General features: G+C 66.2%; 25 protein-coding genes. 14 read left to right on the forward strand and 11 right to left on the reverse strand.

The features are described from left to right. Window positions 1-100: 100 nt before the first annotated feature. Window positions 101-1,222, forward strand: a complete 1,122-nt coding sequence (gene alr, locus KI609_RS01360) for an alanine racemase (protein WP_226446365.1) — start codon at window positions 101-103, stop codon at window positions 1,220-1,222. Between the two features lie 44 nt (window positions 1,223-1,266). Here the strand turns inward: alr and KI609_RS01365 are convergent, their stop codons facing one another. Together KI609_RS01365 and KI609_RS01370 are read right to left on the reverse strand one after the other, a co-directional pair. Beyond that, a complete protein-coding gene (locus tag KI609_RS01365) occupies window positions 1,267-1,572 on the reverse strand; it encodes a cytochrome C oxidase subunit IV family protein (RefSeq protein ID WP_226446367.1) in 306 nt (101 codons plus the stop codon). Continuing rightward, entirely contained in the window at window positions 1,569-2,261 is a 693-nt protein-coding gene (locus tag KI609_RS01370) for a cytochrome c oxidase subunit 3 (RefSeq protein ID WP_226446368.1), read from the reverse strand. Before KI609_RS01370 ends, KI609_RS01365 begins: the two co-directional genes overlap by 4 nt. Before the next feature lie 363 nt (window positions 2,262-2,624). Here KI609_RS01370 and KI609_RS01375 point away from each other — a divergent pair, with 363 nt between their 5' ends. Then, window positions 2,625-3,422, forward strand: a complete 798-nt coding sequence (locus KI609_RS01375; RefSeq protein WP_226446371.1) for a hypothetical protein — start codon at window positions 2,625-2,627, stop codon at window positions 3,420-3,422. A gap of 108 nt (window positions 3,423-3,530) precedes the next feature. Here the strand turns inward: KI609_RS01375 and KI609_RS01380 are convergent, their stop codons facing one another. Then, window positions 3,531-4,031 carry a MarR family winged helix-turn-helix transcriptional regulator gene (locus tag KI609_RS01380; RefSeq protein WP_226446374.1) on the reverse strand — a complete coding sequence of 167 codons (501 nt, stop codon included), beginning with the start codon at window positions 4,029-4,031 and terminating at the stop codon, window positions 3,531-3,533. Between the two features lie 69 nt (window positions 4,032-4,100). Here KI609_RS01380 and KI609_RS01385 point away from each other — a divergent pair, with 69 nt between their 5' ends. Continuing rightward, the gene (locus KI609_RS01385) at window positions 4,101-4,916 is read left to right on the forward strand and encodes a siderophore-interacting protein (RefSeq protein ID WP_226446377.1); all 816 of its coding nucleotides are present in this window, start codon (window positions 4,101-4,103) and stop codon (window positions 4,914-4,916) included. A 64-nt stretch (window positions 4,917-4,980) separates the two neighbouring features. On the opposite strand, the gene KI609_RS01390 is transcribed toward KI609_RS01385, so the two are convergent. Further along, window positions 4,981-5,868, reverse strand: a complete 888-nt coding sequence (locus KI609_RS01390; RefSeq protein WP_226446381.1) for a LysR family transcriptional regulator ArgP — start codon at window positions 5,866-5,868, stop codon at window positions 4,981-4,983. Between the two features lie 77 nt (window positions 5,869-5,945). Here KI609_RS01390 and KI609_RS01395 point away from each other — a divergent pair, with 77 nt between their 5' ends. After that, complete coding sequence (locus KI609_RS01395) at window positions 5,946-6,557, forward strand: LysE/ArgO family amino acid transporter (RefSeq protein ID WP_226446383.1); 612 nt, start codon at window positions 5,946-5,948, stop codon at window positions 6,555-6,557. Window positions 6,558-6,647: 90 nt separating this feature from the next. Continuing rightward, complete coding sequence (locus tag KI609_RS01400) at window positions 6,648-8,228, forward strand: ABC transporter substrate-binding protein (protein ID WP_226446385.1); 1,581 nt, start codon at window positions 6,648-6,650, stop codon at window positions 8,226-8,228. A gap of 179 nt (window positions 8,229-8,407) precedes the next feature. On the opposite strand, the gene KI609_RS01405 is transcribed toward KI609_RS01400, so the two are convergent. The 3 genes from KI609_RS01405 to hpaI all read right to left on the reverse strand — a co-directional run bounded on the left by KI609_RS01405 (window position 8,408) and on the right by hpaI (window position 10,945). After that, window positions 8,408-9,028, reverse strand: coding sequence for a glutathione S-transferase family protein (locus KI609_RS01405; protein WP_226446387.1), 621 nt, complete (start codon window positions 9,026-9,028; stop codon window positions 8,408-8,410). A 74-nt stretch (window positions 9,029-9,102) separates the two neighbouring features. After that, window positions 9,103-10,080, reverse strand: a complete 978-nt coding sequence (locus KI609_RS01410; RefSeq protein ID WP_226446388.1) for a 2-dehydropantoate 2-reductase — start codon at window positions 10,078-10,080, stop codon at window positions 9,103-9,105. 34 nt (window positions 10,081-10,114) lie between these two features. Beyond that, the gene (hpaI, locus tag KI609_RS01415) at window positions 10,115-10,945 is read right to left on the reverse strand and encodes a 4-hydroxy-2-oxoheptanedioate aldolase (RefSeq protein WP_226446389.1); all 831 of its coding nucleotides are present in this window, start codon (window positions 10,943-10,945) and stop codon (window positions 10,115-10,117) included. Between the two features lie 115 nt (window positions 10,946-11,060). Between hpaI and radA the strand changes: the two genes are divergently transcribed. Next, window positions 11,061-12,440: a DNA repair protein RadA gene (radA, locus tag KI609_RS01420; RefSeq protein ID WP_226446390.1), complete on the forward strand. Its 1,380-nt coding sequence runs from the start codon at window positions 11,061-11,063 to the stop codon at window positions 12,438-12,440. 9 nt (window positions 12,441-12,449) lie between these two features. Here the strand turns inward: radA and KI609_RS01425 are convergent, their stop codons facing one another. Beyond that, window positions 12,450-13,133, reverse strand: coding sequence for a DUF4124 domain-containing protein (locus tag KI609_RS01425; protein WP_226446391.1), 684 nt, complete (start codon window positions 13,131-13,133; stop codon window positions 12,450-12,452). Window positions 13,134-13,406: 273 nt separating this feature from the next. Here KI609_RS01425 and KI609_RS01430 point away from each other — a divergent pair, with 273 nt between their 5' ends. The 7 genes from KI609_RS01430 to KI609_RS01460 all read left to right on the forward strand — a co-directional run bounded on the left by KI609_RS01430 (window position 13,407) and on the right by KI609_RS01460 (window position 19,377). After that, window positions 13,407-13,841, forward strand: a complete 435-nt coding sequence (locus KI609_RS01430; protein WP_226446393.1) for a glycerate kinase — start codon at window positions 13,407-13,409, stop codon at window positions 13,839-13,841. Window positions 13,842-13,879: 38 nt separating this feature from the next. Next, on the forward strand, window positions 13,880-14,818 hold the full coding sequence (locus tag KI609_RS01435; RefSeq protein WP_226446395.1) for a branched-chain amino acid transaminase: 939 nt from the start codon (window positions 13,880-13,882) through the stop codon (window positions 14,816-14,818). Between the two features lie 3 nt (window positions 14,819-14,821). After that, window positions 14,822-15,028 (forward strand): zinc-finger domain-containing protein, encoded by a 207-nt coding sequence (locus KI609_RS01440; protein ID WP_226446397.1) that lies wholly within the window; start codon window positions 14,822-14,824, stop codon window positions 15,026-15,028. A 99-nt stretch (window positions 15,029-15,127) separates the two neighbouring features. Continuing rightward, window positions 15,128-16,234 carry a glycosyltransferase gene (locus KI609_RS01445; protein WP_226450125.1) on the forward strand — a complete coding sequence of 369 codons (1,107 nt, stop codon included), beginning with the start codon at window positions 15,128-15,130 and terminating at the stop codon, window positions 16,232-16,234. 44 nt (window positions 16,235-16,278) lie between these two features. After that, window positions 16,279-17,499 carry an O-antigen ligase family protein gene (locus KI609_RS01450; RefSeq protein WP_226446400.1) on the forward strand — a complete coding sequence of 407 codons (1,221 nt, stop codon included), beginning with the start codon at window positions 16,279-16,281 and terminating at the stop codon, window positions 17,497-17,499. Then, window positions 17,499-18,518, forward strand: a complete 1,020-nt coding sequence (locus KI609_RS01455; protein WP_226446401.1) for a glycosyltransferase family 2 protein — start codon at window positions 17,499-17,501, stop codon at window positions 18,516-18,518. Before KI609_RS01450 ends, KI609_RS01455 begins: the two co-directional genes overlap by 1 nt. Window positions 18,519-18,618: 100 nt before the next feature. Next, entirely contained in the window at window positions 18,619-19,377 is a 759-nt protein-coding gene (locus KI609_RS01460; protein ID WP_226446404.1) for a hypothetical protein, read from the forward strand. Window positions 19,378-19,638: 261 nt separating this feature from the next. Here the strand turns inward: KI609_RS01460 and KI609_RS01465 are convergent, their stop codons facing one another. Together KI609_RS01465 and KI609_RS01470 are read right to left on the reverse strand one after the other, a co-directional pair. Beyond that, entirely contained in the window at window positions 19,639-20,703 is a 1,065-nt protein-coding gene (locus tag KI609_RS01465; protein WP_413463360.1) for an NAD(P)H-dependent flavin oxidoreductase, read from the reverse strand. A 25-nt stretch (window positions 20,704-20,728) separates the two neighbouring features. Continuing rightward, a complete protein-coding gene (locus KI609_RS01470; RefSeq protein ID WP_226446407.1) occupies window positions 20,729-21,640 on the reverse strand; it encodes a LysR family transcriptional regulator in 912 nt (303 codons plus the stop codon). A 176-nt stretch (window positions 21,641-21,816) separates the two neighbouring features. Between KI609_RS01470 and KI609_RS01475 the strand changes: the two genes are divergently transcribed. Then, window positions 21,817-22,995: a YbfB/YjiJ family MFS transporter gene (locus KI609_RS01475; protein ID WP_226450127.1), complete on the forward strand. Its 1,179-nt coding sequence runs from the start codon at window positions 21,817-21,819 to the stop codon at window positions 22,993-22,995. Between the two features lie 86 nt (window positions 22,996-23,081). Here the strand turns inward: KI609_RS01475 and KI609_RS01480 are convergent, their stop codons facing one another. After that, window positions 23,082-24,371: an ATP-binding protein gene (locus KI609_RS01480; protein ID WP_226446408.1), complete on the reverse strand. Its 1,290-nt coding sequence runs from the start codon at window positions 24,369-24,371 to the stop codon at window positions 23,082-23,084. Window positions 24,372-24,418: the final 47 nt, after the last annotated feature.

Here is a 24,418-nt window from a genome sequence, read left to right on the forward strand (position 1 = left end):
CTGTGAAATGTGAGTAACCGTAGCAAGTGACAGGCGGTTATATCACGCGGATAAAAGGCGACGATGCGAAAATCCGGTGCTTCTCATCTGGTCAAACCCTATGCCCCGCCCGATACACGCCACCATCCACACTGCCGCACTGCACCACAATCTGGGGCGTGTTCGCCAGTCGGTTCCTGATGCGAAAGTGTGGGCGGTGGTCAAGGCCAACGCCTACGGCCATGGCATTGAGCGGGTGTTCGAGGGGCTGCGCGGTGCCGACGGGTTTGCATTGCTTGACCTGGCCGAGGCCGAGCGCATTCGCCACCTGGGCTGGCGCGGGCCCATTTTGTTGCTCGAAGGGGTGTTCGAGGCGCGCGACCTGGAGCTGTGCTCGCGCCTGGGCCTGTGGCATGCCGTGCATTGCGACGAGCAGATCGACATGCTGGCGGCGCACAAGACCCAGGTACCCCATCGCGTGTTTCTCAAGATGAACTCGGGCATGAACCGCCTGGGGTTCACGCCCCGCAGTTACCGCGCCGCGTGGGCACGGCTCGACGCGCTGACGCAGGTGGACGAGATTTCGGTCATGACGCACTTCAGCGACGCGGACGGGCCCCTGGGCATCGACCACCAGATCGATGCGTTCAACGCCACCACCCAAGACCTGCCTGGCGAGCGCAGCGTGGCCAACAGCGCGGCGGCGTTGCGCCACCATGGCGATGCGCGGCTGCGCTCGGACTGGGTGCGCGCCGGCATCGTGCTGTACGGCAGCGCGCCTGATTTTCCTGAAAGCGACGCGCAGCACTGGGCGCTGGAGCCCACCATGACCCTGTCCACACGCCTGCTCGGGGTGCAGCATTTGCAGGCGGGCGACACGGTGGGTTATGGCTCGCGCTTCACGGCCGACGGCCCGCTCACCATTGGCATTGCGGCCTGCGGCTACGCCGATGGCTACCCGCGCCACTGCGACACCGGCACCCCCGTGCTGGTCAACGGGGTGCGCACGCGCCTGGTGGGGCGTGTGAGCATGGACATGATCACCGTGGACCTCACCCCGCTCATCGCCAGCGGCATGGCGGTCGGCACCCACCTTGGTTTTGGCAGCGAGGTCACGCTGTGGGGCCGCGCCAGCAATGGCACCGTGCTGCCCGTCGATGAGGTAGCCCGGGCGGCGGGCACGGTGGGGTATGAGTTGATGTGCGCGCTGGCGCAGCGCGTGCCAGTGGCGCAGGGCGTGTAAGCCGGGTTTTGTGCTGCGGCCCGGCGCAGCCCGGCCCGGCCCCGTCAGTGCCGCAATGCCTCGTGCACCGCGCAGGCGATGAGCCCCAGCGGCGCCAGGGCGCCGAACAACATCACGATGCGCAGAAACACCGGGCCCGCATGGTGAGCCTCTAGATAGTGGCGCACCAGCAGCCAGCCCTTGGTCCACGCCAGGGCGGCCACGGCGATGGTCATCCACAGGCGCGAGCCACCGTGTTGTGCATGGCCGGCCATGGCCACGCTCGCGGCGGTGAGCGCCAGCAACGCCAACCAGGTCAGCGTGGCGCCATGGCGGCCCCAAAGTGTGCGGATGCGGGGTGCGGCGGTCATGCGAACGCGTAGAACAGGCCAAAGAGCATGAGCCAGACCAGATCGGTGGCGTGCCAGTAGGTGGCCAGGGCCTCCAGGCCCCGGCAATCATTGGCTGAATAGCCGCCCGTGCCCAGGCGCAGCAGGCCCCACCCCATTCCGAGCAGCCCCCAGCAGGCATGCACAAAATGGTTGATCGTGAGGTAGTAGTAAACGACCACAAAAATGCCCGAGCCCGCGTTCAGGCCGTGTGCGCGGTTCCATTGCCACTCCAGTGCCTTGAGCAGGGGGTAGGCCAGGCCCACCAGCAGCGCCAGTGCCAGCCAGCCCATCGCGCGCGTGCGCCGGTCCGCGCGCATGCTGCGCACCGCCCGTACCAGCAGATAGCCGCTGGTCACCATCGCCGCCGTGATGAGCACGCCGCCCAGCGTCCACAACCGTGCGGCACCCGCTTGAAAGGCCTGCGGGTGAAACCAGCGTGCGCTGAAGTACACGGCAAAAAAAACCGCGAACTCCAGAAATTCGAGACAGATACCCACCCACATCGCGCGGTAACCCGGCATGGCGGGGGGCGCTGCCGGCATGGGCGTGGGCGCCGCAGCCATGGGCTCGGCAGAGAGAGCGGGAAGGGTGGCTGCAATCACCATGGCCGCGATCATGCCCGCGACCGGTGCGGTGTGGAAGCGGCCATCGTGCCGCTGCTGACGCATGTCATAAGAAGAACGTGTTCACGATCTTAGAGCCTGTTTACGATCTCCCAGGGGTCGCGCAGCGGTCTTTGCGGGATGGGATGCAAGGCGCGGTGCGCAGTGGATAGCATGGCTATTCACAAGCGCCGCAACGCCGCAGACCGCCCGCAAAGACCACTGCCCGAAGGGTTGGAGCGCAATCGGGCGATTGGACGCCCCGGCTGCTTGCATGGGCATGAGCCCATGCGGCGCACCCGAAGCATCCACTCATCCCGATTGCGTTCCAACGCGGCTCCTGCGAGATCGTAAACAGGCTCTAAGGTGTCATCGCGTTACGATGGCGCGGACCCCAGCCAGTGGGCGCCTTGGGGGGATCACAACACCATGAAAGCCGCTTCTTCATCGCGCCGAGCCCGCCCGCCGTTGGTCACCGCTGCGGGCCTTCGCCAGCGCCTGCTGGCACGCCACAGCCTGCGCTGGCACGGGCTGTGTATCGGCAGTTTCACGATGGCGTTGATGTGGGCCACGTCGCACCTGCAGATGGTGATGGGCGTGGATTCACTGGCGCTGCGCTACCTGGTCACGCTGGGTGTGGGCTATGGCGCTTATCTGCTGGTGCTGCGCCTGTGGGCCGCGCGCCTGGTCGGCCATCGCAGCGAGGGCGCGCAGTGGGATGGGTCCGTGGACCTGCCGGATGTCTGGCCCGGTCGGGCCCCGGGTGGGGGTTCGGGCGCCACGCTGCCACGCACGGGCGGTGGCGACTTCGGTGGCGCGGGGGCCGAGGGCGGTTTTGGCGACGGTCTGGGAGACCTTGGCGACGTGGCCGGTGGCGCGCTGGAGGCTGCGGGCAGCGCCGATGAAGGCGCCGTGGTGCTGGTGCCGCTGGTGGCGGTGTTTCTGATGGGCGTGTTGTTGGTGGGGGGCGCCGGTGCGCTGGCGATGCTGTACTTCGGCTGGGACGTGTTGCTCGCCGTGGCCGTGGAGCTGGCGTTCTCGGTGGTCACGGCCCGCGCGGCGGTGGGCATGGAGCGCGGCGGGTGGCTGGGCGCTGCCGTGCGCCTGACCTGGAAACCCCTCTTGGGTGCGCTGGTGTGCGCCGTGGCACTGGGCGCCACCATCGACCACTTTCTACCCGGTGTGCAGTCTTTGCCCCAGGCGGTGCGGGCGATTCAGGGGCGCTAATCCACTCATTTTTTCATAGCTGCTAGCGCTTGTGCAATAAGCGCTAGAGCCCGTTTTCTTCTAAAAATCCGTTGCAACGCGTCTGCCAGGGTGATGCGTGCCGTGGCATCAATGCCCGCTCCCGTGGTCACCTCTCGGGTGTGTGCCAGCGCACGGTGCCCCGCCCGATGTGTCCAGAGCATCCAGGCTGTCGCGCAGCTGCTGGATCTGCGCCAGCAGTTGCGCCTGGGTATTTTTGTCGCAGTTCTTGAGCGCAGACGCAGCCAATGCCTGCCGTGATTCGCGCAATGCCTTGTACAAGTCACTGCCCTGGGGGCTGAGCGCTAGGCAGCGGCTGCGTTTGTCTTGGGCATGGGGCGCGCGCTCCAGCCAGCCCTTGTCCTGCAGCAGGCCCAGCATCCGTGCGACCTGGGCTTTGTCGGCGCCGCTGTGGGCCACCAGCTCTTTTTGGGTGGCGCCGGGGTGGCGGCCAATGAAGGACAGCGCACGCACTTCATTGAGCGTCAGCTCGGGGTGGACTGCGGCCATGGCGCGCACCATGTGCGCTCGGTACACATGCATGAGGTCGTGCATGGCGTCGAAAACATCGCGGGGGTTGCGTGGGCTCATGGCGTGAAACAAGTTGACAAAATCAACTTGTTTGAAAATAATTGGTTGATTAAATCAACATTTTAAATCATGGACACATCTTCTTTCCCTCCTCCGCCTTCGACCCCTTCTGCGTCCTCCCAACTTGTTGTCCAACGGGTTCGGCACACTTTGCGCGCCCGCCATCTGCAGGTGGTGCGCCGCACCGACATCAGCCCCGGCTTTGTGCGGCTCACCCTCGCAGGCCCCGACCTCGATGGTTTCGTCAGCGCCGGGTTTGACGATCATGTGAAGCTCATCCTGCCCCGGCCGGGCCTGGAGCGCCCCGAACTGCCTGAGATTCAAGATGGCCGCCCCGTGTTTGCCGGGCCGCGCCCGGTGTTGCGCGATTACACCCCCGCACGGTTCGACGCGGCCGCTGGTGAGCTGGACATCGAAGTTGCGTTGCACGACGCGGGCCCAGCGTCCGACTGGGCGGCGGCGGCGTTCATCGGCCAATGGGTGGGGATTGCCGGGCCGCGTGGCAGCATGGTGGTGCCTATGGGTTTTGACTGGCATTGGCTTATCGGCGACGACACCGCGTTGCCTGCCATCGCCCGCCGCCTGGCCGAGTTGCCTGCCCACACGGCCGCCACGGTGCGCATTCAGGTGCGCCACGTGGGCGACCGGCGCGCGCTGACCAGTGCGGCGACGCTGGATGTGCAATGGGTGCCACACCTGCCTGAGGCCGTGGAAAGCCTCGTGCTGCCGCAAGGGGCGGGCTATATCTGGGCGGCTGGCGAAAGTGCCGACATGGTGGCCGTGCGCACGGCCGTGCTGGCCAAGCCGGGGGTGGACGCCAAACACATGCGCATCGCTTCGTACTGGAAACGCGGCGTGGCCGACCACCACGAGGCCCTGGGCTGAGTTGCTGGGCCTTCGATAAGGGATTGACAGGGGCGGAGCACGCCGCAGGCCGGTGTGCGGCAGATCAGGGCAACAACACCTGCGCCGCCGCCGACTGCACGGCGCCCGTCATGTGATGAAGTGCCTGCACATTCAGGCGCCAGTATTGCCAATACAGCGGTACATCCACGGGTTTGCCGGCAATCAGCTCGACCAGCGTGCCGGCTTTGAGGTCGCTCTCGGCCAACGGGTCGGGGATCATCCCCCAACCCAGCCCTGCGCGCGTGGCCATGACAAACGCATGCGCCTCGGGCAGCCAGTGCACAGGCTGCGCCAGTGGGCGGCGCGTGATGCGCTGCACAAACCGCGTCTGCAGGGCGTCCTTGCGGTTGAACACCAGCATGGGCGCTTGCCCCAGCGCGGCGGCGTTGACGCCTTTTGCAAAGTGACGCTGCAGGAAGGCGGGGCTCGCGAGCGCACGGTAGCGCAGCGTGCCCAGCGGCAACACCTTGCAGCCCTGCACCGGCTGGGGGTCGGCGGTGACGGCGGCCATCACGCGGCCCTCGCGCAACAGGTTGGCCGAGTGGTCCTGGTCTTCCACATGGATATCGAAGGTGATGTGGTGCCCTTGCGCGGCGTGCGACATGGCGTGCGGAAACCAGGTGGCCAGCGAGTCGGCATTGACGCCAATGGCCAGCCGCGTGGACTGGCGCTGCCCGCCGCCGATGGTGGCCAGCGCATCGGCTTCGCTCAACGCGACTTCGCGGGCATGCCGGTACAGCGCTTGCCCGGCCTCGGTGGGTGTGCAGGGTGTGGCACGGCGCACGAGCACCTGGCCCACCATCTCTTCGAGTAGCTTGACGCGCTGAGACACCGCCGAGCGCGTGACATGCAACACCGCCGCAGCGCGCTCGAAACTGCCTTCGTCGATCACGGCGGCAAAGGCGTTGAGCTGGGCGGAGTCGAGCGGCATGGTGGGTTAACCATTCTGACGGATGGTTAAAAAGTATAGCTGGCGTGACGGCGTAGAGAGATTGAAAATCACCGCCCATGAGCACCACCGCCTTCGTTCACGGGTTCACGTCGACCGCCTTTTTGGTCATGGCCATCGGCGCGCAAAACGCGTTTGTGCTGCGCCAGGGGCTGCGGCGCGAGCATGTGCTGCCCGTGGTGCTGGTGTGTGCGTTGTCGGATGCGGTGCTGTTGCAGGCGGGCGTGTGGGGCATGGGCGGCATGTTGGCCGCGCGGCCCGAATGGGCCGAGGCCATGCGCTGGGCCGGGGGGCTGTTTCTGGTGGCCTACGCGGTGCAGGCCGGCGCCCGGGCACTCAAGCCCGCCCATCTGCTGGTGACTGCCAACGGGCCAGGCGCGAGCCTGCGCACCACGGTGCTCACGGTGATGGCGCTCACCTGGCTGAACCCGCATGTCTATCTGGACACGGTGCTGCTGCTGGGCACCATGGCCACGCCGTACCCGGTGTGGGGCCGGGCCACCTTTGCCACCGGTGGTGCGCTGGCCAGTGCCGTGTGGTTTTTGACGCTGGGCTTTGGCTCGCGCTGGCTGGCTCCGGTGTTTGCATCGCCGGGCGCCTGGCGGGTGCTGGACGGCGTGACCGCTGCGACCATGCTGGTGTTGGCGGGTGTGATGGTTTTTAGATCGTAAACAGGCTCTAAGCTAATAAAGACAAGTTCGTTCCCTCAAAGAGCGAATTGGCACATAGTGGAGGGCTGACTGATCTGGAGTGACTCCTTCATGCGTTTCAAGACCCTTTTGCTCGCGGCCGCTGTGGCCATGGCCTTGCCGTTGGCCGTACAGTCCAAAACCTTCCGCTGGTCGCGGGCGGTGGATGTGTCGTCATGGGACATCCATGCACAAAACGTGGGCGTGAACAACGCCCTGCATTCGGCCGTGTACGACACCCTGGTCGAATACAACAGCAAGACCTTCAAGCCCGAGCCTTCGCTGGCCACGGAGTGGAAACGCATCAGTCCCACGCAGTTGCGCATCAGCTTGCGCAAGGGCGTCCAATTCAGCGACGGCAGTGAGTTCACCGCCGATGACGCCGTGTTTTCGCTGGAGCGCGCCAAGAACAAAAACTCCAACTACGCCGTCTATGCCCAAGGTATCGACCGCATTGAAAAGGTAGACGCGCACACGATCGACCTCTTTTCGAATGTGCCCAACCCGGTGCTGGTGAACCAGCTCACCGAGCTGCGCATCATGAGCCGCGCCTGGGCCGAAAAGAACAAATCGGTGGAGCCCAAGGACATCAAGAACAAAGACGAAACCTATGCCCACCGCAACGCGCTGGGCACGGGGCCTTTTGTGCTCAAGTCGTGGTCGCCGGACCAGCGCGCGGTGCTGGAGCCCAACCCCCACTGGTGGGGCAAGGGCAAATACCCGTCCAACGTGACCGAGATCGTCTACACCCCCATCAAGGCCGACGCCACGCGCACGGCGGCGCTGCTGTCGGGCGAGATCGACTTTGTGATCGACCCCAGCCTGCAAGACCTGGCGCGCATTCGCCAGACCCCCACGCTCAAGGTGCTGGAAGGCGCCGAGTACCGCACGATCTTTTTGGGCCTGGACCAGTTTCGCGACGAGTTGCCCGGTTCGAACGTGAAGGGCAAAAACCCGCTCAAGGACGTGCGGGTGCGCAAGGCGCTGTACCAAGCGATTGACATCAACACCATTCAGCGCGTCGTGCTGCGTGGCCTGGCACAGCCCACCGGCACGCTGATTGCGCACCAGGTCAACGGCTGGACGCCCAAGGCCGATGTGCGCTGGCCCTACGACGCCAAGGCCGCACAAAATCTGCTGGCCGAGGCGGGCTACCTCCAAGGCTTCGAGGTGGACTTTGCCTGCAGTGCGGGCCGCTATATCAATGACGAGCAGTTGTGCCAGGCCATCGCAGCCCAATGGGCCAAGGTGGGAGTCAAAGCCAAGCTGCGCTCCCTGCCGTTTGCCACCTATTTCCCCATGATCCAGCGCAACGAGGCCAGCATCTACCTGCTGGGCTGGGGTGTGCCGACGTTTGACGCATTCTACTCGCTGCAGTCGCTGATCCGCTCGCCCGGCGCGGGCGGCGATGGCAACTTCAACCTGGGGCGGTTCTCGAACCCGCAGCAGGACGCCCTGATCGAGCGCATCAAGAAGGAAACCGATGCGGGCACGCGCAACGGGTTGATCGAAAAAGCCCTGGTAGAAGACCACGCGCTGATCTCGCACATCCCGCTGTACAACCAGGTGATTCCATGGGCCGCGACCCAAAAGGTGGACCTGCCACACCGTGCGGACAACCGCATCGACTGGCGTTTTCTGAAGGTGAACTGAGGGTGACAACCCCCTGAGGCGCTTCGCGCCTTCCCCCTTCTCTCGAATTGCTGCGCAATTCGGGAAGGGGGACGCCGCCAGCGCGGCGGGGCGGCCCTTGCGCGGCGGCGCTGGCCTGTGCCGCGCCAGTGTGACAAGCCGCGCACTCTAGCTGCGTGGACGTTTAGCCTCAAGAAAATTCAGGCCAGCGCGCGCTGCACAGCGGGGCGCTGCAGCATGCGCAGCGTGTGCGCGTGCACCTTGGGGAACTGCGCAATGTCGACACCATCGCTTTGCAGCCAGGTGCCGATGGTGAACAGATACCCGTCGGCCACCGTGTACTGCTCGCCCATCACCCAGGGGCCATCGCCGAGGTAGTGGCTTTCGATGAGGTTGAAGCATTCCGTCATGTTCTGCGGCACCTTGCGCTGCATGGCGGCGTGGGCCTCGGGCTCGTCGGCCCAGCGGCTGGCGCGGGGGCGGTGGGCATGGGCGATGTGCACCGTGGACGCGAGGTAGCTGTGGAACTCCTGCAAACGTGCAAAGCCATGTGCGTCGGTGGGGGCCAGGCGCGCCTCGGGAAAACTCTGTGCCACATAGGCCAGCAGGGCGGGGGTTTCGGTCAGGGTGCCGTGGGGCGTGGCCAGCGCGGGCACGCGGCCCTTGGGGTTCACGGCCAGGTATTCGGGCGTGCGTTGCTGGCCGGCGGCGAAATTCACACGGGCCAGTTCGTAGGGGGCGCCGGCTTCTTCCAGCGCGATGCGCACGGCCTGCGCGCAGGTGCCGGGGGTGTAGTAAAGCGTGAGAGAGGATGTGGCCATGGTTGGTTTGCTATTAAATTGGTAGCTATTTGCGATTGGTGGATAAGCGCTGTAAGCCGATTGGGCTTGAAAAATCAGTACAGGCCGCGCGTGCGCGCCATCAGGCGCGTCAGCCCCAGCAGCGCATCGGTATGGGGGGTGGGGGTGTGGGTGATCTGGCCCAGCTCGCGCACGGCGCCCACCAGCGCGTCGATCTCCAGGGGCTTGCCCGCTTCCACGTCCTGCAGCATCGACGTCTTGAAGGCGCCGAGCTTGCGTGTGACGGCGTGGCGGTCTTCGGGCTGCTGGTCGATGGGCAGCCCCAGTTTTTCGCCAATGGCTTTGGCCTCCAGCATCACGGCCGACACAAAACCGAGAACCAGGTCGTCGTCAAGGATGCGGTCGGTCGTGGCGCCGGTCAGCGCGCTGATCGGGTTCATGGTGAGGTTGCCCCAGAGCTTGAACCAGATGTCTTTCTGGATGCAGTGGCTCACCTCCACATCGATGCCGCCGCGCTGCAGCGTCTCGGCCAGCGCTTGCAGGCGCGGGCTGCGGCTGCCGTCGGGCTCGCCCACGATGAGGCGGTTGCCGAAGTGCTGGCGGGCGAAACCCGGCGCCTCCAGCGAGCAGCTCGTGTGCACCACGCTGCCCACCACGTTGTGCGCAGGGATGGCTTTGGCAATCACGCCCCCCGCGTCCACGGATTCGAGGGCATGGCCCTGCGCAGCGCCACCAAAGCCGTCGAGGAACCACCATGGCACACCGTTCATCGCGGTGAGCACGATGGTCTCGGGCCCGATCAGCGGCGCCATGGCGCGTGCCACGTCGGGCAGGCCCGGGGCCTTGACGGCGACCACGACGAGGTCTTGCACGCCGAGTGCGGCCGGGTCGCTGTGGGCGGTGACGGGCACCTGCGCCAGGGTGCCGTCAGCGCGCCGCATGCGCAGCCCTTCGGCCTGCAGGGCGCGCAGCGTGTCGCCGCGCGCCACCATGCTGACCGGGTGGCCCGCCTGCGCCAGGGCCACGCCCAGCCAGCCGCCGATGGCGCCTGCGCCGTAGATACAAACTTTCATGGATGTCTGTCCTTGGGTCCGGAAGAAAAAAGATTCAGTAGCCCGCGGGCCGGGTGGGGGCCGCGTCGGTCGCGCTGCGAAAGCGCGCCAGCAAATCCTGCGCCGCGCTGGTCAGCAGCATGGTGTCCACGCCCACGGCCACAAACAGCGCACCCGCCGCCAGCCACTGGCGCGCTTGCGATTCGGTGGTGGCCAGAATGCCCGGCGCCTTGCCCGCGCGCAGGATGCGCGCAATGCCATCGTGGATGGCGGCCTGCACATCCGGGTGCCCCGGGTTGCCGGGGTGTCCCATCGAGGCCGACAGGTCGGCCGGGCCGATGAACACCCCGTCCACACCGGGCGTGGCGGCGATGGCATCGAGGTGGGCCATGGCTTCCACCGTTTCGGCCTGCACCAGCAGGCAGATCTGCTGGTTGGCCTCGTGCACATACTGGGGGTACGCCTGCCAGCGCGACGAGCGGGCCAGCGCGCTGCCCATGCCGCGCACGCCTTCGGGCGCATAGCGCGTGGCGCGCACCAGCTGCTGCGCCTGCTCGGGCGTATCGACCATGGGCACCAGCAGCGTCTGTGCGCCGATGTCCAGGTACTGTTTGATCAGCGCGGTGTCGCCCACGGGCACGCGCGCAATGGGGTGGGGTGCCTGCGCGCCGGGCGGCAGGGCGCTGGCCGCACTGGCAATGGCCTGCAGCTGATGCAGGATGGAGCGCAGGTCGTTGGGCGCATGTTCGCCATCGACCAGCAGCCAGTCGTAGCCGGTGCCGGCGAGGATTTCGGCGCTGTAGGCCTCGGCCAGGCCGAGCCACAGGCCGATTTGGGCCTGGCCCTGGGCCATGGCCTGTTTGAAGCGGTTGGTGGGTGTCTGCAATCTGAGCTCCGTGCGGCGTTACCAAGCCCGCCATCGTACGGGCTGTGGCGGGCGTGTGCTGGCATGGCCGCTATAGTCGGCTGCCCCTGCATCGGGGCTTCCCCTTCATATCGCCATGGCCAAAGAAAAAACCACGTTCACCTGTACCGAGTGCGGCGGCACCAGCCCGCGCTGGCTGGGCAAATGCCCGGCCTGCGGCGCTTGGAACACGCTGATCGAATCGGTGGCCGAGGCCGGGCCGGGCAAAAACCGCTACAGCGGCTCGCAGTTTGCGGGGCTGGCACAGGCCCAGGTGGTGATGCCGCTGTCGGCCATCGAGGCCAGCGATGTCGAGCGCACACCCAGCGGCATTGACGAGCTGGACCGGGTGCTGGGCGGCGGCATTGTGGAAGGGGGCGTGGTGCTGATCGGCGGTGACCCTGGCATCGGCAAGTCCACCCTGCTGCTGCAGGCGCTGGATGCCCTGCAGCGTGCCGGGCTGCCCACGTTGTACGTGACGGGGGAAGAAAGCGGCGCCCAGGTGGCCTTGCGCTCCCGTCGCCTGGGGCTGGACCATAGCCAGGTGAACGTGCTGGCCGAGATCCAGCTCGAAAAGATTTTGGCCACCATCGAGTCCATGCAACCTGCGGTGGCCGTGATCGATTCGATACAAACCGTCTATTCCGACCAGCTCACGTCCGCACCTGGCTCGGTGGCCCAGGTGCGTGAGTGCGCGGCCCATCTCACGCGCTGTGCCAAGGCCTCGGGCGTGGCCATCGTGCTGGTGGGGCATGTGACCAAGGAGGGGGCGCTGGCCGGCCCGCGCGTGCTGGAGCACATGGTGGACACGGTGCTGTATTTTGAAGGCGACACGCACAGCCAGTTCCGCCTGGTACGGGCCATCAAGAACCGCTTTGGCGCGGTCAACGAGATTGGCGTGTTTGCCATGACCGAAAAGGGCCTCAAGGGGGTCACCAACCCCAGCGCGATCTTTTTGAGCCAGCACAGCGAGCCCGTGCCTGGTAGTTGTGTGATGGTGACGCTGGAAGGCACGCGCCCGCTGCTGGTCGAAATCCAGGCACTGGTGGACAGCGGCGGCCCCAGCCCGCGCCGCCTGAGTGTGGGGCTGGACAAAGACCGCCTGGCCATGCTGCTGGCGGTGCTGCACCGCCACGCGGGTGTGGCCTGCATGGACCAGGACGTGTTTGTGAACGCGGTGGGTGGCGTGCGCATCAGCGAGCCCGCCGCCGACCTGGCCGTGATGTTGTCCATCACCTCAAGTCTGCGCGGCAAGGCCTTGCCCCGGGGGTTTCTGGCGTTTGGCGAAGTGGGGCTGGCGGGTGAGGTGCGGCCTGCACCGCGCGGGCAGGAGCGCCTGAAGGAGGCCGCCAAGCTGGGCTTCAGCGTGGCCGTGGTGCCCAAGGCCAACGCGCCCAAAAAGCCCATCGAGGGCCTCACCATCCATGCGGTGGAGCGGGTGGAAGAGGCGATGAATGTGGTGCGCGGTCTGGGCTGAAGCAGGGACTCAGCCCACCGGCCTGCAGGTTGCGTTGGCGCGCTGGTACAGGACGCTGCCGCTGTATATGCCGAAGACCTCCTCGCGCGTGCAATGCAGGGTCATCATTTGCTGACCCTGCAGGGAAACGGCCGTTGACGTTTCGGACTTGGCGACGGCTTGGGTGCCGTCGGCATTGATGCGAATATCGGTTTTTCCAAGGCGGGTGGAGGCACTCAGGCCGCTCGCCTGCATGGCTTGTGCGGACTGCAGCTGCAGATCGCAGATCTCGCGGCGGCCGCCGGAAAAAACGCTCGCAGGGTTGCTGCTGTGGTCCGTCAGCTTGAAGGTCAGGTCCGGCGCGGCCAGCGCACATTGGGCCCGGTGGTCCGACCGATCTCCCAGATCCAGCGCACGCCGGAGCACCCCTTCCACGATGGCCACCGTGAGCTTGGTGACGTTGCCCTCGACCTTCCCGCCCGCAACGGCGGTTGGTGGGGTCACGGCAGGCGCGGCCTTGGCTGCTGCAGACGGTGCAGATGCTACAGGCCGCTGGGCCATGGGCGCTTTCGGGCGCGGAGCTTGCAGGCACGCCCGGTCGGAGTAAGTCGTGTGTCCTTTGTCGTCCGTGCACTTGAACAGGGTCTGAGCGATGGTGGAGTGCGCGCCCAGCGCAGCGGTCAGGGTGGCGAGCAGGAGGTGTGTTGTGCGCATGGGTTGGGCTGCGGAGGCGTGGTGGGTGAAATGGCACTATTAGAACGTGTTGATTCCCTGCAAAGAGGCCTCTGTGCGGGTGGTGCAGATCGGTGGTCTACGCGGCAAGGCAGCGCAAGGCGTGGCCATGCGGGCCGGGGCGGCTGAAGAACGCCCTATCTGCGCGGCCTTTCGCGGGGCGCTGGTTCGCGGCATGCCTGAGCAGGTGCCATGTCGGGCTATCTACGCAATCCCCACACAACCGCGTGGACCGCGTCGTAAGACAATCGAGCCATGAATTTACGCAATATCTTGTTGCCCCTGGGGGGCGTGGCTCTGATCGGGTTTGGTTTTTACGCTTATGGGTGGGCTGGCGTGGCGGCGGTCGCTGGCGGGCTGGTCATGTGGGCCCTGCTGCATTTCACGCGGCTTGTGAACGTGATGAAGAAAGCCGCCAAACGCCCTATCGGCTACGTGGGCAGCGCCGTCATGCTCAATGCACGGCTTGCCGAGGGGGTGAATCTGATGCATGTGGTGGCGATGACGCAGGCGCTGGGCGAGCTGCGGTCGCCAGAGGGCGCCGATCCCGAGGTGTATCGCTGGACGGACGGCACACAATCGCATGTGACCTGCGAGTTTCGGCAGGGCAAGCTGGTCAAGTGGGTGCTTTTCCGGCCCGACGCTGACGGCGCAACGCCCGATGAGCGTAAATCACCCGAGGCCCCGTAAAATCCCGGTTTTGCGACCTACAGCAACAAAGGATACCCATGAGCCCCGTAGTTCCCTCGATGGCCGATCGTGACGGCAAGATATGGATGGACGGCCAGATGGTTGACTGGCGCGATGCCAAGATCCATGTTCTGACACACACCCTGCATTACGGATGCGGCGCCTTTGAGGGCGTACGTGCCTACAACACGGCCAACGGCACGGCCATCTTCCGCCTCGAAGAGCATACAGATCGCCTGTTCAACAGCGCCAAGATTTTGCGCATGAAGATTCCGTTCACCAAGGAAGAAGTGAACGAGGCGCAAAAGGCCGTGGTGCGTGAAAACAAGCTCGAATCCTGCTATTTGCGTCCATTGGCCTGGATCGGCTCCCAAAAGCTGGGTGTTTCACCCCGGGGCAACCAGATCCACCTGATGGTGGCTGCCTGGGCCTGGGGCGCCTATCTGGGCGAAGAGGGCATGAAGCGTGGCATCCGTGTCAAGACCAGCAGCTACACGCGCCACCACGTCAACATCACCATGACGCAGGCCAAGGCGGTGAGCAACTACACCAACTCCATCCTGGCCAATATGGAGGCGCTGGACGATGGTTACGACGAAGCGCTGCTGCTCGACAGCTCCGGCTTTGTGTCTGAAGGCGCGGGCGAGAACATCTTTGTCATCAAGGGCGGCGTGATCTATACGCCCGACCTGTCGGCCGGCGCCCTGAACGGCATCACCCGCAACACGGTATTCCACATCGCCAAGGACCTGGGCCTGGAGATTGTGCAAAAGCGCATCACGCGCGATGAGGTATACATCGCCGACGAAGCCTTCTTTACCGGCACGGCCGCCGAAGTGACGCCTATCCGTGAGCTGGACCGCATCGAGATCGGTGCCGGATCGCGAGGGCCCATCACTGAAAAAATCCAGAACGCGTTCTTTGACATCGTGAACGGCCGCAACCCCGCATACGCCCGCTGGCTCTCCAAGGTCTGAACCATGTCCCAAGCTGTTGTTGAATTGCTCGCCAAAGAGCTGACCGAACAGGGCGGTGTTTTCTGCCCCAATCCCAAAGCTGGCATGCAGCTGTGGAACTCCCATCCCCGCGTGTATCTGGATATTGCCCACACCGGCGAGGCCAAGTGCCCCTATTGCGGGACGCAATACCGCCTGAAGGCCGGGGAAGTCGTCCAGGGAGCGCATTGATCGCGCTGCAGACGGTGTTGTGCCCGGCGGGCGGCATATGAAACACATCCAGTGAACGACGCTGCGCACAGAGAGCTGACGCAGGCGGTGGGGCAGCCTTTGAGGGTGATGCATTTCGTCACCGGCGGGTTTTCGGGTGCCACGCAAGTGGCGGTCGATTTGTGTCTGGCCGCGCAGGGCGACCCGTGCTTGCAGACGCTGCTGGTGCTTCGGCGCAAGCGCAATACGTCGCCAGCGCGGGTCCACGCGCTCCAGGCCCAGGGCCTGCAGGTCAAGGTGGTCTCCAACTGGCTGCACGCGCTGACCGTCTGGGAGACCCGCCAGATCATCCGCGCGTGGACGCCCGATGTGGTGTTTGCCCACGGCTTCAGCGACCACATCTGGGGCCGGCAAGCCGCGCATGCCGAAGGCGTGCCGCGCATCTTTCATGTGGAGCACAACGCGCGCGAGCGCTACACCCCCCGTCGCTTGCGGCAGGCGCTGGCGCTGGCGCCGTACACCGAGGCCAGCATTGGCGTGTCCGAAGGCGTGCGCACCAGCCTGATCGAGCGGGGTTTTGCGCCGCAGCAGTGCCTGGCCATTCCCAACGGGATCGCGCTGGAGCGTTTTCCGGACAGCCTGGTGCCCGCGCACTGGCAGGACCGTGCGGGCAGCATCCTCATGGCCTCGCGATTTGCGAGGCAAAAAGACCACGACACGCTGATCCAGGCGCTTGCGTTGCTGCGCGCCCGGGGGGTAAGCCCCACCCTGTATCTGGCCGGTGCCGGCAACGCGCGGCTGAAGCGCCAGGCCCAGGCCCAGGTGGCGCACCTGGGCCTGCAGGAGCAGGTGCATTTTTTGGGCAATGTGGCGGATCTGCCGCAGCGGCTGGCGGCGACGCAGATTTTTGTGTTGTCCACCCGGTGGGAAGGCATGCCTTTGGCGCTGGTGGAAGCCATGGCTGCTGGCTGTGCGTGTATCGGCACCGATGTGGTGGGCGTGCGCGAGGTCATCGATAACGGCCGCACGGGTCTGCTCGTGCCACCCGGCGATGCCGGGGCCCTTGCTGACGCGATCGCCCGGCTCCTGCAAAACTGGCCCCTGGCGGAGTATTTGGGCCAGGCTGCGCGCCAGCGTGCCCTGTCAACCTATGGCCGTGAGCACATGTGGCTACGCTACCGCGCCCTGTTGGGCGCAGATATAAAAAAGAAAACATGCGGGCTATGAGTCAAATGGCGACAGCAATCACACGGGCGACCGTTCCATCCCACATGACCACGCTGGCGGCTTTTCTGCTGCCTGCGCTGGCACTGTGGGTGCCGTCGGGCTACTCCTACGGCGCGCTGGTGCTGCTGTTGGGGGCTTTGTGTTTTGCCCCTGTGTGGCTGCGGCTCAAGCCCGACGGCGCCACCATGGGGCTGGCGTTGCTATTAGCGGGCATGGGGGGCATGTGGTTTCTGCTGTCGCTGGACACAGGCCCCGCCCACTGGGATAAGGGCCTCAAATGGCTGCTCGGGGCGGTGAGCCTGCTCTTTGCGGTTGCCTATCCGCCGCGCCCGCGCGCCTTCACCCTGGGCTTGCCCATTGGGTGTATCGGCATGGGGGTTTTGGCGCTGTGGCAAACGCAGGGCTTGGGCATGGAGCGTGCAACGGGCTATACCAACACCATCCAGTGGGGCAACCTGTCCCTGTTGCTGGCTTGTCTGACCGCCGTGCCTCTGGTGGTGTTCTGGCGCGTGTATGGCAAGCCCTGGCGCGCCGTGATGGGGCTGGCGATCGGACTCGGACTGGCGGGCTCGTTGCTGTCGCAGTCGCGCGGAGGCTGGCTGGCGCTGATCGGCGTGCTGGCGCTGGGGCTGCTGTTGGTCTGGCGCCTGCATCGCCCGCTGTTTGTGCCGCTGCTGGCCGGCGCAGCGGGGCTGCTGGTGGTGCTGGCGCTGGTGCTGGGCCTTACACCGCGCTTTAAAGAGCGCATTGACCTGGCAACGACGGAGATCACCGGGTATGTGGAAGCCGGCAAAGAGAACACGTCGCTGGGTCTGCGCCTTGCGCAATATGGCTTGGTCGCCCAGCTCATACCGCAAAAACCCTGGCTGGGCTGGGGGGCGCACGGCTTCGTGGCCGAAATGCAGCGGCGTGTGGACGCGGGAGAGTATGGGCCGGAGATGATGCATTACCCGCAGATCCACAACGACTTCCTGGATGTGTGGGTCAAGGTCGGGATCCTGGGCGTGCTGCTGCAGGCGGCGCTTTTTGCCTGGGTGCTGGCCATGTTCTGGCCCCGCCGCGCACGGCTGAGCCGCTACGCCGAGGACTCGCCCCCTTGGCGCGATGCGCTGGCACTGCGGGTCATGGGCTGTGTGGTGCCGGTGGCCTACCTGTTCTTTGGCATGTCGCAACCATTTTTCAATCACAACAGCGGCATCATGTGCTTCGTGTTCTACGTGGCCGTGTTGTGGTCTTCCCTGCAGGGTGTGGAGCGAGGCCGCTGATGGTCTGGCTCAGCGTCCTAGTGCCTGTCTACAACGTGAAGCCCTATCTGCACGAGTGCCTGGCTTCGGTTGTCGAGCAGGCCGGCGATGATGCGGGCATACAAATCCTGGTGTTGGACGATAGCTCGACCGACGGCTCCTGGCCCCTGTTGCAGGAACTGGCCCAACGCTGGCCCGGGCGGCTGCAATTGCTGCAGCACGCGCGCAACGGCGGCCTGAGCGCCGCGCGCAACACGTTGATTGACGCTGCGCAGGGCCGCTATTTGTGGTTTCTGGACTCGGACGACAAGCTCTTGCCGGGCTCTATTGCACGTCTGCGCGCGATTGTGCAGGCGCATGCTCCCGATGTGGTGTTGTGCGACTTTTCCGTCTGGCGCGAGCGCCCCCGGTTCAAGCACCGGTTGCGCGGCGAGCGTCACCGGCGCAGCTTTCAGGGCCCGGCCAGGCAATTGGTGAACGACCGCTGCACGCTGGTCGCGGGCATGCTGGCGACGGGGCAACTTCACGCTTGGTCGAAGATCTCGCTGCGTGCGCTGTGGGGGCAGGATCTGCGTTTTCCGCCCGGCCGTTATTTTGAAGACATGGCGACCATGCCACTGATGGCCCTGCGCGCGCAGAGCTTTTATTACGAACCGCAGCCCTGGGTGGCCTACCGCCAGCGCGCCAGCAGCATTCTGTCCACCATGAGTCTGCCCAAGGCGATCGACCAGTCCACAGCGCTGCTCCCGTTGGCGCAGGCATTGCCTCTGACGCCGTGCCACACCCATGCCGGTGTGCGCCTGGCGCTGGCGCAGCAGGCCGCGCGCAGCCTGATCGGTGCGCTGCGCCATGTGTGCCGATCTTCGGGCGGCGCCACACCCGACGAAGCCCCCTCGCGCATTGCCGCGCGCATGCGCCAGAACTTCTGCGACATCTCGCCGCTAGCGCCCCAGGCGCTGGCGCGCGCCTACCTGCTGCGCGGCTGGTGGCTGCGCAGACACCGGTTTTTGCGCTGGTACGGCATGAGGCCAAAGCCATGAGCCCGAGCCCGAGCCCGAGCGTACAACTGACCCAGCGCCCAGTTCGCACGCGCACGCTGTGCGGGTGGAGAGCTGCCTTGCAACGTACCGGGGCCACGCCATGAAACGCCGCAAGAACGCTTTTGAAAAATGGTTTTCGTTCAATCGCCACCGGCGCCGTTTTGGCGCTGGTGCATTGGGCGCCGAGATGGACCACGAAGATCTGCATGCGCTCAAGACCCAGCGGGTGGCGGCCGTGGACGGTCAGGAGCGTGTATATGCACACGGCTCGGCGCCCGATCTGCCCGAGCACCTGATGCGCGTGCGTGGGGAGTTCGTGGGCCAGCCGGAGCTGCTGTACCGCCATGCGCAGCTCATCGTGCTGATTCGCCGGGAGGCGGATACTCGGGCCAATTACGCGCGTTTCGAGCGGCTGTGGCTGGCCGAGACGCAATTTCTGTGCGCCCAGCTGGACCTGCGCTGGCTCGTGGCCGCCTGCGATACGTTCATGGACCACGCGCAGGACCCGGTGCTGCGTGCCGTGGCCCTGAGCGCGGTTGTATTGGTCAACACCGTCAAGCTTCAAGAGACCGAGCGATTCTTGTCGGGCCCTGAAGCGGCTGCTGCCCCTGATCAGCCCGAGGCCCTGAAGGCATTGCACACGCACCGTGTAGACCTGTTTGATGGTTTGTCTGCTTTTATTGCCGGCACGGATGACACGCTGCGCAATATGCGCTGGCGGCTGGACGAGGTGTGCGCACAGCATCCCCTCGGGTTGGTGGTGCAGGAAGTCTTTGATCGGCTGCAGCGAGAAGGCCACGACAACGTGTACCTGCGCTTTCGCCAGCGCCACACGCGTGACAAGACGCGGTGGTGGTGAATATGCATAAAAATGCCCTGTAGCGCTTGCTGGTAAAGCGCTAGGCGCTATCAAATTTGAAGAATAACGCGGCAGCCGTGCTGCCGCATGTCGGTGGCCGCTTTCCCGGTGTCCGGCGTCGCGCACGCCGGTCTGCCGATCACCACCAACCAGCTGCCCGCCCGGGCATCCGCGTGCCGACATGGCGTTGGCCGCCAGGCGTGCCGGATCGTTTTGGCGGCGCGAGGCCGCTCGCTCAGCAAAGGCGCGGGACGGGGTCGTTCACGTGGCGCGGGCCGTGGTGGCCGCGCGCCATTCCTGCGCCAGCACTTGCATGAGCGCCGCTGCGGGCATGGGGCGCACGGCGCCTACGCCTTGGCCTGCCCAGAGCGAGAGATAGTCTGCCCGCCCGGCCTGGGCCGCTGCGCGGCGCAGTGCCCCGGTCAATGCGTTCTGAATCGGGTAGGCGGGCACGGTAGCCTCGTCCCCTTGCAGCCGCTCCATCATGGCGTTGACGATGCCGCGCGCCGGGCGACCCGAGAAGATGCGGGTGATGCGCGTGTCGGTGGCCTGCGCGTTGTTCAGCGCTTCGCGGTACGCGCTACCGATGGCGGACTCGGGGCAGGCGAGGAAGGCGGTTCCCATCTGCACGGCCTGCGCGCCCAGTGCGAGGGCGGCCGCAATGCCCCGGCCGTCCATGATGGCGCCCGCCGCGATCACCGGGATGGTGAGGGCGTCCACACAATGCGGCACCAGCGCCAGTGTGCCCACCATGCTGGCCACAAAGTCACCCAGAAAGGTGCCTCGGTGACCGCCCGCCTCCATGCCCGAAGCGCACACGGCGTCCGCGCCCACGGCCGCCCAGGCGCGGGCTTCTGCGAGCGTGGTGGCCGTGCCAATCACATAGCTGCCAGCGGCATGCAGCCGCTCGACCTGGGCCGCGCTCAGGATGCCGAAGGTGAAGCTTGCCACCGCCGGGCGGGCTGCCAGCAGCGCCTCGAACTGGGCCTCGAAATCTTCGCACCACTGCGCGGGCACCGTGGGCTCCAGGCCCAACTCGGCATACAGCGGCGCCAGGCGCTCCAGGGCGGCGCGCACCGTGGCGTCGTCGGGCGACGGCGTGGCTTGCACAAACATGTTCATGCCAAACGGCTTGTCGGTCTGGCGACGCACCTGCGCCGCTGCTTCCGCCATGGCGGCAGGCGAACGCGTGCCGGAGGCCAGCATGCCCAGGCCGCCAGCGTGCGACACAGCCGCAGCCAGCGCGGGCGTGTCGGCGCCGGTCATGGGGCCCTGGATGATGGGCAGTGTGATTTGCAACCGGGCAACGAGAGTGGATGGCAACACGGAAGGCTCCTTGGTGAGGGGGTTATCAGGCGGGCGTGACGCGGCCAGCGGCTGGGGCTGGGGCGGGGGCAGGTGGCGCAGGTAGCGCCAGCAGCGCTGCGCGCAACGCCGTGAGGGCTGGCGAGGCATAGCCGCGCCGGTGCACCAGCACCGTGTCGCACGACGCGAGCGGCACCATGCGCAAGGCCGGCGGCTCCCGCATCAGATCAATGACGGATTGCGGCACCACGGCCGCGCAGCGCCCCGTCGCCACACATGCCAGGATGGCGTGGTACGAGGCCAGCTCCAGCACCTGGGGCGGCGTGGCATTGCGCCGCTGCATCCAGGCTTCGCCCACGCGGCGGTAGGTGCAGCCATTGCCAAAAGCGGCCAGGGTGTCCAGTTGCAGATCCTCGGGCTCGTGCACTGGTGGGTGGTTGGCGGGCAGGGCCAGCAGCAGTGCTTCAGAGAACACCACGGAATGCTCCACGGGGGCTTGCGGGTCCAGGCCCGGTGGCGGCCAGGCCACGAGCGCGCAGTCGATCGCATGGGCCAGCACCTGCTCGACCAATTGCCGAGAGGGAGCGGTGCTGAGCTCTACAGCCAGGCCGGGCCACTGTGCGTGCAATTGCGCCAAGGGGTGCGGCAGGCGTGCCGCAGCGGTGCTCTCCATGGCCCCCAGGCGCAGGCGGCCGCTGGGCTCGCTGGGGTGCAGGGCCTGGCGGGCCTCTTCGGCCAGCGCCAGCAGCCGGTCGGCATACCCGCACAGCAGTTCACCGGCAGGCGTGAGCACCATGCGCCGCCCCTCGCGCAGGAAAAGGGGGGCGCCCAGCTGTTCTTCCAACTGCTGCACCCGGGTGGTCACGTTCGATTGCACCCGGCCCAACCGTTCGGCGGCGCGGGTGACGCTGCCTTCCAGGGCAACGGTCCGAAAGATATCCAGTGCGGCGAGGTCCATTATCGTTCTCTGTGTAAGATGATTTAATTGAAATAAATCTTAAAATAGGATCATAGTACGGACCCACCGACATGCAATCACAAACACCCACCGGCGCCGCCGCCGAAAAAAATGCGTTCTTGAGCGAAGCCGCTACGGGCCTGTCGAGCCAGCCGCTGGCTGTGGCCTTGGCGGGTATGGTCGCCCTGGGGGTGGCCATGGGCATCGGGCGCTTCGCCTTCACACCGCTGCTGCCGATGATGCTGCACGACGGGGTGGTGACCCTCGCGGGAGGCAGCTGGCTGGCTACGGCGAACTATGTGGGCTACCTGGTGGGGGCGCTCGCCTGCATGGCGTTGCCGTGGGTGGCACCGCGTGTGCGCCAGGTGTGGCACGCGGCACGCCTGGCGCGCCTGGGGCTGGCCGCCACGGTGGTGCTGACACTGGGCATGGCGTTGCCCATGCCCGCGGCTTGGCCGCTGCTGCGTTTTGCGGCGGGTGTGGCGAGCGCGCTGGTGTTCCTCAACGTATCGGTGTGGTGCATGGTGCGGCTGGTGTCGCTGGGCCAGCCCGCACTGGGGGGATTGATTTTTTGTGGCCCCGGGCTGGGCATCGTGCTCTCGGGCCTGTCGGCCAGCGCGATGGTGGCCTGGGGCTGGCCTGCGGCGGCCGGTTGGGCCGTTTTCGGGTTGCTGTCGGTCGCGTTGTGTGTGCCGATCTGGCCAGTGCTGCGCGGCCGGGCGGCGCCCGCCACACCCGCCACAGCGGCGCAGACGCCCGCGATGGCGCCGCCGGGCCAAGGGGTTTTGGCACGCTCGGGGCTCACAGTGGCCTACGGTTTGGCCGGGCTGGGTTACATCGTCACGGCGACGTTTTTGCCGGTGATTGCACGTGCAGCGCTGCCAGCGGGGTCGCCGTGGCCCGATCTGTTCTGGCCCCTGTTTGGCGCAGGCGTGGCGATCGGGGCGGCGCTGACCACCCGCACGCCCGCCGCGTGGGACCGGCGTTGGCTGCTGTTGGGCGCCTATGCGATGCAGGCCGCTGCCATTGCCCTCAGCCTGGTGTGGCCAGGCACGGCGGGTTTTGCGCTGGGCAGCCTGCTGCTGGGTTTGCCGTTCACGGCGATCACGTTTTATGCCTTGCAAGAGGCGCGGCGTGTGTGGCCGGCAGCGGGGGACAGCTTTCCGGGCCTGCTCACCGCCGCCTACGGCGTGGGGCAGATCGTGGGCCCGCCCATGGTGGCGTGGATGCTGCGCCACACGATCACCCCCAGCCAGGGGTTCATCTACGGGCTGGCCGTTGCGGCAGCGGCCTTGGTGGTCGGCGCCGGGTTGTATGCGGCCATGGTGTGGCGCTGGCCACTGCGTGCGCGCTGAGACCGCCCGCAGGAGCACCGCAGCGGCTGCGACAGGTCTCTCTGATGATCTGGTCGCTGAATCGGCGCAGATCTTTGCGCAGGCGCTTAAAGCGGTGCTGGGGTTGATGGTGCGGTTGGCACCGTAGGGGCCAGCGGCAACGCCAGCACAAAACACGCGCCGCTGGCGCCATCGGGGCGGTCTGCGCAGTGCACGGTGCCTTTGTGGCGCCCTGCAATCGAGCGCACCAGCGCCAAGCCCAGGCCCACGCCGCCCGCGCGTTCGCTGGCGCCAGGCAGGCGGTAGAAGGGCTCGAAGATGCGTTCGCGCTGGGCGGCAGGTACACCGGGGCCGTGGTCGCATACGTGCACTTCGGCGCGCCCCTGCCTGCGGTGGACAACCAGGGTGATCTCGCCCGTGCTGTAGCGCCGTGCGTTCTCCAGCAGGTTGCGTAGGGCGCGGCGCAGCAGCTTGGCCACGCCCAGCACTTCCAGCGAATCGGGGCTCGCGCCCACGTCCAGGTCGGCGTCGATGCGGGCGCATTCTTCTGCGGCCAGGCCAACCAGGTCCACGCGTTCCACGGTGCCCACATCGGCTTCGTGTGCGTCCAGTCGGCTGGCCAGCAATATCTCGTCCACCAGCTGGTCGAGCTCGGCGATGTTGCGCAAAATTTCGGCGCGAAACGCCGGGGAGGGCTGTTGCCCACTCATGAGCTCCATGCCCATGCGAATGCGCGTGAGCGGCGAGCGCAACTCGTGTGATGCATTGGCAAGCAACGACTTGTGGGACTTGACCAGGGTCTCGACCCGCTCGGCCGCCGCATTGAACTGGCGCGCGAGGTCGGCCACTTCGTCCTGCCCGTGCTCGGGCACACGCACCGAGAGGTCGCCTTCACCAAACTTTTGCACGCTGCGCTGCAAGGCCTCCAGCCGCAAGGTAAGGCGCCGGATGATGGGGTACACGCCCACCGCCACCGCCAGCCCCACGATGCCGAGCAACCACAGAAAACCGAACGGAGGCCGGGTCCAGAAAGCAGCATCGCTCTGGTTCGGCCCGCCGGGACGGCCGCCGCCGTGTTCGCCCCGGGGCGTGCGCGGCGCCATCTGCAGGGTAAAGATTTGCCCAGACTCTGACTCGATGTGAAATTCAGCGCCTTCGCCGGGCTCGGTCGGCTGGCGAGTGGCAGAGCCACGCAACACCAGGTTGCCGGCGGGGTCGCGCAGCGCCATCTCGCGCGAGGGTGGCACAAAAGGCTGCGTGGTCTGCGCCTTTTCCTTTTGCTCCTCCGCGATGCGCCAGGCCCATCCCACCGTCAGCGTCAGCACCGCAATGCCGCCCACCACGGCGAGCCAGATGCGCAAATAAAGGCGGCGGGAAAAAGGGGTGGACAGGGACATCTCAGCGGTTTGCGACGGTGTGTGGAGTGCGCGCAGATGGGGCCGTC

The sequence above is a fragment of the Acidovorax radicis genome (genome assembly GCF_020510705.1).
Classification (GTDB): Bacteria; Pseudomonadota; Gammaproteobacteria; order Burkholderiales; family Burkholderiaceae_C; genus Acidovorax; species Acidovorax radicis_A.

Coding starts and splice junctions, on each gene's coding strand:
- KI609_RS01395 (WP_226446383.1), top strand. CDS start 5,946: ATGAGCACCACCGCCTTCGTTCACGGGTTCACGTCGACCGCCTTTTTG.
- KI609_RS01435 (WP_226446395.1), top strand. CDS start 13,880: ATGAGCCCCGTAGTTCCCTCGATGGCCGATCGTGACGGCAAGATATGG.
- KI609_RS01390 (WP_226446381.1), bottom strand. CDS start 5,868: ATGCCGCTCGACTCCGCCCAGCTCAACGCCTTTGCCGCCGTGATCGAC.
- KI609_RS01380 (WP_226446374.1), bottom strand. CDS start 4,031: ATGAGCCCACGCAACCCCCGCGATGTTTTCGACGCCATGCACGACCTC.
- KI609_RS01470 (WP_226446407.1), bottom strand. CDS start 21,640: ATGGACCTCGCCGCACTGGATATCTTTCGGACCGTTGCCCTGGAAGGC.
- KI609_RS01400 (WP_226446385.1), top strand. CDS start 6,648: ATGCGTTTCAAGACCCTTTTGCTCGCGGCCGCTGTGGCCATGGCCTTG.
- KI609_RS01375 (WP_226446371.1), top strand. CDS start 2,625: ATGAAAGCCGCTTCTTCATCGCGCCGAGCCCGCCCGCCGTTGGTCACC.
- KI609_RS01450 (WP_226446400.1), top strand. CDS start 16,279: ATGACCACGCTGGCGGCTTTTCTGCTGCCTGCGCTGGCACTGTGGGTG.
- KI609_RS01430 (WP_226446393.1), top strand. CDS start 13,407: ATGAATTTACGCAATATCTTGTTGCCCCTGGGGGGCGTGGCTCTGATC.
- alr (WP_226446365.1), top strand. CDS start 101: ATGCCCCGCCCGATACACGCCACCATCCACACTGCCGCACTGCACCAC.
- KI609_RS01475 (WP_226450127.1), top strand. CDS start 21,817: ATGGTCGCCCTGGGGGTGGCCATGGGCATCGGGCGCTTCGCCTTCACA.
- radA (WP_226446390.1), top strand. CDS start 11,061: ATGGCCAAAGAAAAAACCACGTTCACCTGTACCGAGTGCGGCGGCACC.
- KI609_RS01455 (WP_226446401.1), top strand. CDS start 17,499: ATGGTCTGGCTCAGCGTCCTAGTGCCTGTCTACAACGTGAAGCCCTAT.
- KI609_RS01365 (WP_226446367.1), bottom strand. CDS start 1,572: ATGACCGCCGCACCCCGCATCCGCACACTTTGGGGCCGCCATGGCGCC.
- KI609_RS01460 (WP_226446404.1), top strand. CDS start 18,619: ATGAAACGCCGCAAGAACGCTTTTGAAAAATGGTTTTCGTTCAATCGC.
- KI609_RS01440 (WP_226446397.1), top strand. CDS start 14,822: ATGTCCCAAGCTGTTGTTGAATTGCTCGCCAAAGAGCTGACCGAACAG.
- KI609_RS01405 (WP_226446387.1), bottom strand. CDS start 9,028: ATGGCCACATCCTCTCTCACGCTTTACTACACCCCCGGCACCTGCGCG.
- KI609_RS01425 (WP_226446391.1), bottom strand. CDS start 13,133: ATGCGCACAACACACCTCCTGCTCGCCACCCTGACCGCTGCGCTGGGC.
- KI609_RS01410 (WP_226446388.1), bottom strand. CDS start 10,080: ATGAAAGTTTGTATCTACGGCGCAGGCGCCATCGGCGGCTGGCTGGGC.
- KI609_RS01385 (WP_226446377.1), top strand. CDS start 4,101: ATGGACACATCTTCTTTCCCTCCTCCGCCTTCGACCCCTTCTGCGTCC.
- KI609_RS01480 (WP_226446408.1), bottom strand. CDS start 24,371: ATGTCCCTGTCCACCCCTTTTTCCCGCCGCCTTTATTTGCGCATCTGG.
- KI609_RS01370 (WP_226446368.1), bottom strand. CDS start 2,261: ATGCGTCAGCAGCGGCACGATGGCCGCTTCCACACCGCACCGGTCGCG.